Raw genomic sequence first — 8456 nt, 5'->3', positions numbered from 1 at the left:
CGGCACAGCGCTACGCGCTGCCGTCGGGCATGCGAGGGAAACCAACCTTTAGCGAATGCGAAGAGATGGAGGCGTTATCCAAGAAGCACGGGCAGACCCGATGAACCCTTCGGCCGCGTAGCGGGCCGGAGCTCTTTGGTGCTGAACCAGTCAGTTTTGTGGTGCGATGGGGCAGATCGTGCGCGAGCCACGCCGCGTTATTTTTTTGAGGGCGACACTTAGGGGCTGGGCCACTCTGAACGATGACGACGGGTCCGCCTCAAGCACTCTGGGCCAAAGCTGCTTTCTTTGGTTACTTTCTTTGCAGCAGCAAAGAAAGTGACTGCCGCCCCGCACAGGGGCAACACCAATAGACCACTAAGAATTCAGGATTCCACGAAAGAACAAGCAAGCCCCCACCCCGAAGGAAAAGAAAGAAAAGAAAGAAAAGAAACTGCTCCGCAATGCAACACACTGTCACCCATGCACCACCCTATGCAACACCGCCTTGCCAAAGGTTTACAGCCAAACCAAGCCCCAACGCAGTTGGCACAGATATTGAGTTACCCCACCGACGATCCGCGTCCCACATCGCGACGAATGCAAACCGTCCCATCGTGAATCGCGGACGCAACGAGCCACGCGTACGCGCCGCTATCGGCGGCGAGAGCGAGATCGGCGTCATTGCGGACGCCTCCAGCGCCGATCACCTCACGCTCACCGGCGAGCGCGCGCACGTCAGCGAAGGTATCGAGATCGGGCCCGGCATAGGCGCCCACGTGATCCAGGGTCATCACGATCACGCGCGACGGCCACCACGCGCTCTTGGCATGCGTTGCGCCGAGCGCGCGTCCGCCGCGATAGTCGAGCGAGAGGATCGGCTCGAAGCCGCTGGCCGACGCTTCGGCGATGGCGCCCATGTCGAGCAGGGTCTCGGTGCCGAACACAGGCACGATCTTGGCGCGCGATGCGGAGCGCGACAGGCGCATGACACGTTCGACGAGCGCCCGCATCGGCGCAAAAGCGGTGAAGCCCGCGTCGAGCCAGATGTCGACGCCGTCGCCGAGCGCATCGCACAGCGCGGCAAGCGCCTCGTCATGCGCGCCGCGCCGCAGGATCGCGCCCAAGTCCGCGACGTACAGCGTGCGCGAGCCGGTGGCAGCGACGAGCGCGCGGGCGATCGCAACGGGATCGCTCGTCGCGCACAACGAGGACTGAATCGGCCGGTAGCGCGAACGCTCGCCGCGCACCGCGCGCACCGCGTGGCCGTCGAGCAGATCGAGAACGGGTATCACCTGCATGGATGGCTTTCCTTTGACCAAGATCTTCGTATTCGAGTATCTCACCGGCGGCGGCATCGATCCGGACGCGGCGGACGCTGGCAGCCTCGCCGATCTCTCCGCGCTGATCGTCGAGGGCCGCGTGATGCGCGATGCCATCGCAGCGGACCTGCGCGCGCTGCCGGGCATCGAGGTGACCGTCGCGAGCTCGCGCTTCGAACAGGTCGACGAGGCCCAGGGCTATGTGCGTGCGCAGCCAGGCGAGCCGCTCACGCGCTTCGTCGCCCGCGTGGCGCGCGAGCATGACTATGCCTGCATCGTCGCGCCCGAGTGCGACGGATTGCTCCTCAAGCTCTTCGATGCCGTCGGCCAGGCGCGTTGGCTCGGCTGCGCGAAGGAAGTGATTCGCGCGGCGTCGAGCAAGAGCGCGACGGCCGCGTGCCTCGCCGCGCGCGGCATCGCCGTTACGCCCGCACTCGAACCCGACGCCGCCGCAGCGGGACCCGGACGCCGCTGGGTCGTCAAGCCCGATGACGGGGCGGGCGGCCTCGACACCTACGTCTACGACGATCTCGCCGCCGCGCGCGCCGAATATGAAGCACGCGCGGCCTCGGGCCGCAATCCGGTCCTTCAGGAATGGATCGACGGCGAACCGCTGAGTCTTTCGCTCATCTGCCGCGAGCGTCTCGCGCGGCTCGTCAGCATCAACCGGCAGCGCATCGGGCTGTCGGATGCGGCGGGGTCGGAACGTCGCGAGCGCATCGTCCAGTTCGACGGTGTCGATGTCGATCGCATCGACCGCCACGGGCCGCAGGGACGCACGCTGGAGCGCCTGGCGCTGCGGGTCGCCGAGGCATTTCCCGGCTTGCGCGGCTTCGCCGGCATCGATGTCGTGTGGCATCCGGAGTTCGGGCCGATCGTGATCGAGGTCAATCCGCGTCTGACCGTCGCGTATGCGGAGCTGAGCCGGCACGGAGGGAGGAATCTCGCGGCGGAGTTGCTCGCGGCGCATCGCGTGCCCGGCTTCGACGGCGATGTCCATCGCCTGCGCGCATGCGGCGGAGCATCGTCATGAACGCGACGATATCTTCGGATGCGCCGGTGTTCGGCTGGGACGTGGGCGGCGCGCACGTCAAGGTGTCGCTGGCGACTCGCGCGGGCGCGCTCCTCGACGTCGCGCAATGGGCGTGTCCGCTATGGCAGGGCATTGCGCATCTGGAGCGCGTGATCGATGGCGTGCTGGAGCGCTGGCCCGTCGCCGCCGATGCATCGGCGCGCCATGCCGTCACGATGACCGGCGAGATGGTCGATCTCTTCGCCGACCGCGCCGAGGGCGTGCGCATGCTTACGCGAACGCTGGTTCAACGGCTCGGTCCGCGCACGATGTTCTATGCCGGGGATGCGGGCTGGCTCGCGCGCTCGGCCTGCGCGGACGGCTGGCGCAAGGTGGCGTCCGCGAACTGGCTCGCGACCGCGCAATGGGTCGCGACGTGCGTGCCCGACGCGTTGCTCGTCGACATCGGCAGCACGACGACGGACATCATTCCGATCGTCGGCTCACGTGTCGCGGCGCGCGGCGCGAACGACGCCGAGCGTCTGATGAGCGGCGAGCTCGTCTATCAGGGCGTCGTGCGCACGCCCTTGTGCGGGGTGGCGCATCGCATTGCGTTTCGCGGCGAGACGACCGGCGTGATGAACGAATGGTTCGCGACGACCGCGGACGTCTATCGTCTGACGGGCGAGCTGTGGGCCGAGCACGATCAGCATCCGAGCGCGGACAACGGGCCGAAGACGGAGGCCGCGAGCCGGGCGCGCATCGCGCGGATGATCGGCCGCGACGCCGCCGATGCGAGCGATGCCGAATGGCGGAGCTTCGCACAAAACTGGCGGCACGAACAGTTGCGCGCGCTCGAGGCGAATCTCGCGCGCGTGATCGCGCGGGACGCGGCGCTCGCGGCGGCGCCGATCGTGGGCGCGGGCTGCGGACGTTTTCTTGCGGCTGCGCTCGCACGGCAGGAGGCGCGCAGTTATATCGATTTCGCGCGGCTCGCGGGCGTCGCGGATGACGATGCGACGCGTGCCGAATGGATATCGACGTGCGCGCCGAGCGTGGCGGTTGCGCTGCTTGCGTCGATGGGGGCACGTGGGGCGAAGGGAGCGCCAGGCAACGAAGCGCATCCTTCGAACGATGCGTCGCCGCGCGCTGCGTGATAGCTTGGGGAATTGAACCGGGTGCGTGGCTCGGCGGCATGATCGAACGAGAGATCGAACGAGGACAGGAACCATGTGGGTGGTGAAAATCGGGGGTAGCCTGAGTCACGACCCGGCGCTGCGCGAGTGGCTCACGCGGCTATGGGAAGTGGGGGGCGGGCGTGTCGTGATCGTGCCGGGCGGCGGCGATTTCGCGGACGCGGTGCGGCAATATCAGCGTGAATGGCGTTTCGACGACCTCGCGGCCCACAACATGTGCCTGCTTGCGATGGCGCAGTACGCGATTCTGATGCAGGGCGTGGTGCCGGAGCTCGTGCTGGCGTCGAATGAAAATCGCATCCGGCGGGCGTTGCGGGATGGACGTGTCGCGGTGTGGGTGCCGACGGATCTGATGCGTTCGACGCCGGATTCTATGACCAATTGGGACACTACCTCCGACAGCCTCGCGGCATGGCTCTCCACTTCGCTCAATGCGGAGCGGCTCATGATCGTGAAGTCGTGTGAGGTGGGGGTGAATGCACCGTTGGAGGCGCTCGCCGCGGACGGCATTTTGGATCGGCGGTTTCCTGCTTATGTGCGGGATGCTAACTATATTGTTGAGATTTTTGGCAAGAGGGATGCTGGGGTTATGCGGGATCGGTTGCTTAATGTGGCGGTTTAGGTTTTTTTGTTCGCTTCGGCGTTTGTGGAATCCTGATTTCTTAGTGGTCTATTGGTGTTGCCCCTGTGCGGGGCGGCAGTTACTTTCTTTGCTGCTGCAAAGAAAGTAACCAAAGAAAGCAGCTTTGGCCCGGAGTGCTTGAGACGGGCGCGTCGTCATGGTTCGGCGTGGCCCAGCCCCTAAGTGTCGCCCTCAAAGGACGAACGCGCCGTGGCTCGCGCACGGTCTTCCCCATCGGGCCACAAGACTGACTGGTTCAGCTTCCAAGAGCGCCGGCCCGCTTCGCGGCCGAAGGGTCCATCGGGTTTGCGCGCGCTTCTCTACTAACGCTTTCCATCTCACCGCATTCGCTAAAGATTGGTTTCACTTGCCTACCCTGCGGCAGCGCGTAGCGCTGTGCCGGAACGCTTTGGGGCTGAACCCATGGGCTAAACAGACTAGCTTGGCAGACCGTGCGCGAACCACGCCGCGTTCGTCCTTTGAGGGCGACACTTAGGGGCTGGGCCACTCCGAACCATGACGACGAGTCTGCCTAGGCCAAAGCTGCTTTCTTTGGTTACTTTCTTTGCAGCAGCAAAGAAAGTGACTGCCGCCCCGCACAGGGGCAACGCTAATAGACCACTAAGAATTAAGGATTGCACAAACGCCGAAGCGAACGATCAAAACCGGCCCCATGCAACGCCCGCACCCACCTCTCGACGCGCTTGGGATCAAGCCTCCCCCCTCTCCCATCGCGCTCATCGCAAAGCGCGCCACGAAAACCCGCAATATCCGGCGCAAGCATACGAATCCTGTCGAGATCGCCCCAACCCAGCGAACCAGCGACCGCGGTCATCGTCCCGCGCGACCGGGCATCGGCCATGCAAGCCGCAAGCATCCCAACATCGACACAATCGAACAGCGTGCGCCCATTCTTGCTCGCCGTATCGAACACGATCCCGACAAAGCCCAACTGCGCGGCAAGCGCAGCCAATTCGCGGTCCACGCCGTCATCGGAAAGAAGAACCGGCACCACCGCCGCCGGCAAGCCAGCCAGATGCCGCAAGCAGGCAGCCGCGCCGGCCCCCGGCGATACGCCCACCTTCACATAATCCACGCCGGCAGCAGCCACATCCAGCACCCGCGCGGTCATCTCATCGAGCGCATCGTTGGGCAAATCGCCGATCGTCGCGCTGATCGGCCGCAGCGCATACTGCGCCCGCAATGCACCCACGATGCGCGCGATCTCGCCCGTCGCGACGCCGCCCAGCGCGCCCGCGCTCGGTTCCTTCAGATCGATCAGCTCGGCGCCGGCCTTCGCGGCATCGAATGCTTCGTCCGCCGAGCGGACGCTCGCGAGCAATGCGGTCATCGTCAAAACTCCAGAGGGATGCTACGAAAGAAGCGTCAGGTGAGCGCCTTCGCGCGATGCGCTTCGATTGCGCGCAACAGCCATTGCCATGCCTCGCGCTCGGCATCGCCCGCGGTCTTGTCGATCGCGATTTGCAGATACGCGATTTCACTGTCCACCTTCTCCGGCGGCAGCATGAACAGCCGGCTCACCAGAATCGCGCCTTCGACCACGGCCGCCTGCGCGCGATTGAAGCCCGGAAAAGGTGCATGTACCGCGCGATGCACGCATTCCATGCGCAGCACGGGACGCGTGGCGTCGTCGCGCAGTTCGGCCAGGCGCAGTTCGTTGTGGGCAAGCGTCTCAGCGAGGCGCACGCTCGGCACCGTGCTCGCGACCACCGTCGGCCAGTCGCGCGCATAGCCCGTCACGCAGCCCGCGAAGACGCGCACGTCCGTCGTGAAGTTGATGACAGCGCTCTTCGTCGCGATGACGTTGTCGAGCGTGGTCGACGGGCGAAACGGCGCGAGGATCGCGAAGCCTTCCTCAAAGCGCACGCCCATCGGCGCGATGTGCGGCCGGCCATCGCGATCCGCGGTCGTGACGATGGTCTCGTAAATCATGATGCGCGGTTCGGTCCGGTCGGCTCAAGGAAATTCGGACCGCACGAAGAAGCCGCAAATCCTTTCGACGCGGCCTCGTGCGGGTTTCATCCGCGGTTAGCGGGTGGCGATATACATCGTGATTTCGAAACCAAAACGCATATCGGTGAAGCTAGGCGTGGTCCATTGCATGCGCATTCCTCCATGTGAGTTGGGTTGCTGCTTCAGGTTGATTCCTCGATAGCTTGCCGATGCGGACGAATCCGCCAGGCGGCCGGGAGGGGCCGGCATTTCAGCGACGCAAGCGCCATGCCAATGACATGAAGCGGATGCCGGGGAGCCTCGAAGTCCTTCAATGCGCGCCGACTGTGACGGAATCAGAGCAAAGTGTCCCATTCACCTGGCAATAACCGCATCAGGGCTAACCCCCAATAAGGCATCCCTTAAGCCCGCGCAAGAAAATCGTGAATTCATTTCCTTGTGGCCCGCGCTTACTCTGCAATCACAGCAGACGCAACACACAAGCGCGACGGACGTTCGAACGTAAGAGCGCGCGTCACTCTCATCTTCACTGTCGAGGAAACGGAATGAACGACTTCAGCAAGGCCGCCGTCGACGCGGCGCGCAATCCGTCCGATCCGCGCTCGCGCTATGCGGCCGGCGTCATGAAGTATCGCGAGATGGGCTATTGGCAGCCCGACTACACGCCGAAGGATACGGACGTCATCGCGCTCTTTCGCATCACGCCGCAAGCGGGCGTGGAACCCGAAGAAGCGGCCGCTGCCGTGGCGGGCGAATCGTCGACCGCGACATGGACCGTCGTGTGGACCGATCGTCTTACCGCATGCGACATGTATCGCGCCAAGGCGTATCGCGTCGAGCCGGTGCCGAGCTCGCGCGCCGACGAGCCACAGTACTTCGCGTACATCGCCTATGAGCTCGATCTGTTCGAGGAAGGATCGGTCGCGAACCTGACCGCATCGATCATCGGCAACGTGTTCGGCTTCAAGCCGCTGAAGGCGCTGCGTCTCGAGGACATGCGCATTCCGGTTGCGTATCTGAAGACGTTTCAGGGGCCCCCGACGGGCATCGTCGTGGAGCGCGAGCGGCTCGACAAGTACGGGCGTCCTTTGCTCGGCGCGACGGTGAAGCCCAAGCTCGGGCTGTCGGGAAAGAACTATGGGCGCGTCGTGTACGAGGGCCTGAAAGGCGGCCTCGATTTCCTGAAGGACGACGAGAACATCAATTCGCAGGCGTTCATGCACTGGCGCGACCGCTACCTTTTCTCGATGGAAGCGGTCAACCGTGCGCAGGCCGAGACCGGCGAAGTGAAGGGTCATTACCTGAACGTGACGGCCGCGACGATGGAGGACATATACGAGCGTGCGGAGTTCGCAAAGGAACTGGGCTCGTGCATCGTGATGATCGATCTCGTGATCGGTTGGACCGCGATCCAGTCGATGTCGAAGTGGGCGCGCAGGAACGACATGATCCTGCATTTGCATCGCGCGGGGCATGGCACGTACACGCGGCAGCGCAATCACGGCATTTCGTTCCGTGTGATCGCCAAGTGGCTGCGCATGGCGGGCGTGGATCATGCTCATGCTGGCACGGCGGTCGGCAAGCTGGAAGGTGATCCCTTGTCGGTGCAGGGCTACTACAACGTGTGCCGTGAGGCGCGCAACGAAGTCGACTTGTCACGGGGGATCTTCTTTGACCAGCCGTGGGCGGGATTGCGAAAAGTGATGCCGGTGGCATCGGGCGGCATTCATGCTGGGCAGATGCATCAACTGCTGGATCTCTTCGGCGACGATGCGATCCTGCAGTTCGGCGGTGGGACGATCGGGCATCCGCAAGGCATTCAGGCCGGTGCGACGGCGAATCGCGTTGCGCTCGAAGCGATGGTAAAGGCGCGGAATGAAGGGCGTGACATCGTCAATGAAGGGCCCGATATTCTCGAGGCCGCTGCGCGGGGGTGTACTCCGCTGAAGCAGGCGCTCGATGTCTGGCGCGATGTGACATTTAATTATGCATCGACGGATACGCCGGATTTTGCCGTTACGGCTACTGAGGCTTAGTGTTGTGTTGTTTGTTCTATTGCTTGCTTGTTCTTTCGTGGAATCCTGAATTCTTAGTGGTCTATTAGCGTTGCCCCTGTGCGGGGCGGCAGTCACTTTCTTTGCTGCTGCAAAGAAAGTAACCAAAGAAAGCAGCTTTGGCCCCGAGTGCTTCAAATTGACTCGTCGTCATGGTTCGCAGTGGCCCAGCCTCTAAAGAGTGCCCTCGAAGGTCTAACGCGCCGTGGTTCGCGCACGGTCTGCCGAGCTAGAAGTTTAAAGGCGCTGGTTCAGCCCCAAAGCGTTCCGGCCCAGCGCTACGCGCTGCCGCAGGGT

Annotated in this window: 8 protein-coding genes; 4 read left to right on the top strand and 4 right to left on the bottom strand. The window is 63.8% G+C overall.

Annotated features, from left to right (window positions below):
* Positions 1 to 542: 542 nt before the first annotated feature.
* A complete protein-coding gene (locus AWB83_RS35205) occupies positions 543 to 1280 on the bottom strand; it encodes a HisA/HisF-related TIM barrel protein (protein WP_087050211.1) in 738 nt (245 codons plus the stop codon).
* A 13-nt stretch (positions 1281 to 1293) separates the two neighbouring features.
* Between AWB83_RS35205 and AWB83_RS35200 the strand changes: the two genes are divergently transcribed.
* From AWB83_RS35200 to AWB83_RS35190, 3 genes are all read left to right on the top strand, one after another.
* Positions 1294 to 2334 (top strand): ATP-grasp domain-containing protein, encoded by a 1041-nt coding sequence (locus tag AWB83_RS35200; RefSeq protein WP_087050212.1) that lies wholly within the window; start codon positions 1294 to 1296, stop codon positions 2332 to 2334.
* Positions 2331 to 3470: a hydantoinase/oxoprolinase family protein gene (locus tag AWB83_RS35195; RefSeq protein ID WP_087050213.1), complete on the top strand. Its 1140-nt coding sequence runs from the start codon at positions 2331 to 2333 to the stop codon at positions 3468 to 3470. Before AWB83_RS35200 ends, AWB83_RS35195 begins: the two co-directional genes overlap by 4 nt.
* Positions 3471 to 3543: 73 nt before the next feature.
* Positions 3544 to 4131, top strand: coding sequence for an amino acid kinase family protein (locus AWB83_RS35190; RefSeq protein ID WP_087050210.1), 588 nt, complete (start codon positions 3544 to 3546; stop codon positions 4129 to 4131).
* Between the two features lie 628 nt (positions 4132 to 4759).
* Here AWB83_RS35190 and AWB83_RS35180 read toward each other — a convergent pair.
* From AWB83_RS35180 to pqqA, 3 genes are all read right to left on the bottom strand, one after another.
* Entirely contained in the window at positions 4760 to 5482 is a 723-nt protein-coding gene (locus AWB83_RS35180; protein WP_087050208.1) for a (5-formylfuran-3-yl)methyl phosphate synthase, read from the bottom strand.
* Between the two features lie 35 nt (positions 5483 to 5517).
* The gene (locus tag AWB83_RS35175) at positions 5518 to 6084 is read right to left on the bottom strand and encodes a DUF447 domain-containing protein (protein WP_087050207.1); all 567 of its coding nucleotides are present in this window, start codon (positions 6082 to 6084) and stop codon (positions 5518 to 5520) included.
* A gap of 96 nt (positions 6085 to 6180) precedes the next feature.
* A complete protein-coding gene (gene pqqA / locus AWB83_RS35170) occupies positions 6181 to 6255 on the bottom strand; it encodes a pyrroloquinoline quinone precursor peptide PqqA (RefSeq protein WP_008354335.1) in 75 nt (24 codons plus the stop codon).
* A gap of 395 nt (positions 6256 to 6650) precedes the next feature.
* Here pqqA and AWB83_RS35165 point away from each other — a divergent pair, with 395 nt between their 5' ends.
* A complete protein-coding gene (locus AWB83_RS35165; RefSeq protein WP_087050206.1) occupies positions 6651 to 8141 on the top strand; it encodes a form I ribulose bisphosphate carboxylase large subunit in 1491 nt (496 codons plus the stop codon).
* The last annotated feature ends 315 nt before the right edge of the window (positions 8142 to 8456 follow it).

Origin of the sequence: Caballeronia ptereochthonis, assembly GCF_001545075.1 — a bacterium.
GTDB classification, from domain to species: Bacteria; Pseudomonadota; Gammaproteobacteria; order Burkholderiales; family Burkholderiaceae; genus Caballeronia; species Caballeronia ptereochthonis.
The sequence above is the reverse complement of the archived record's forward strand: the minus strand, read 5'-3'. Positions and strand labels throughout refer to the sequence as shown.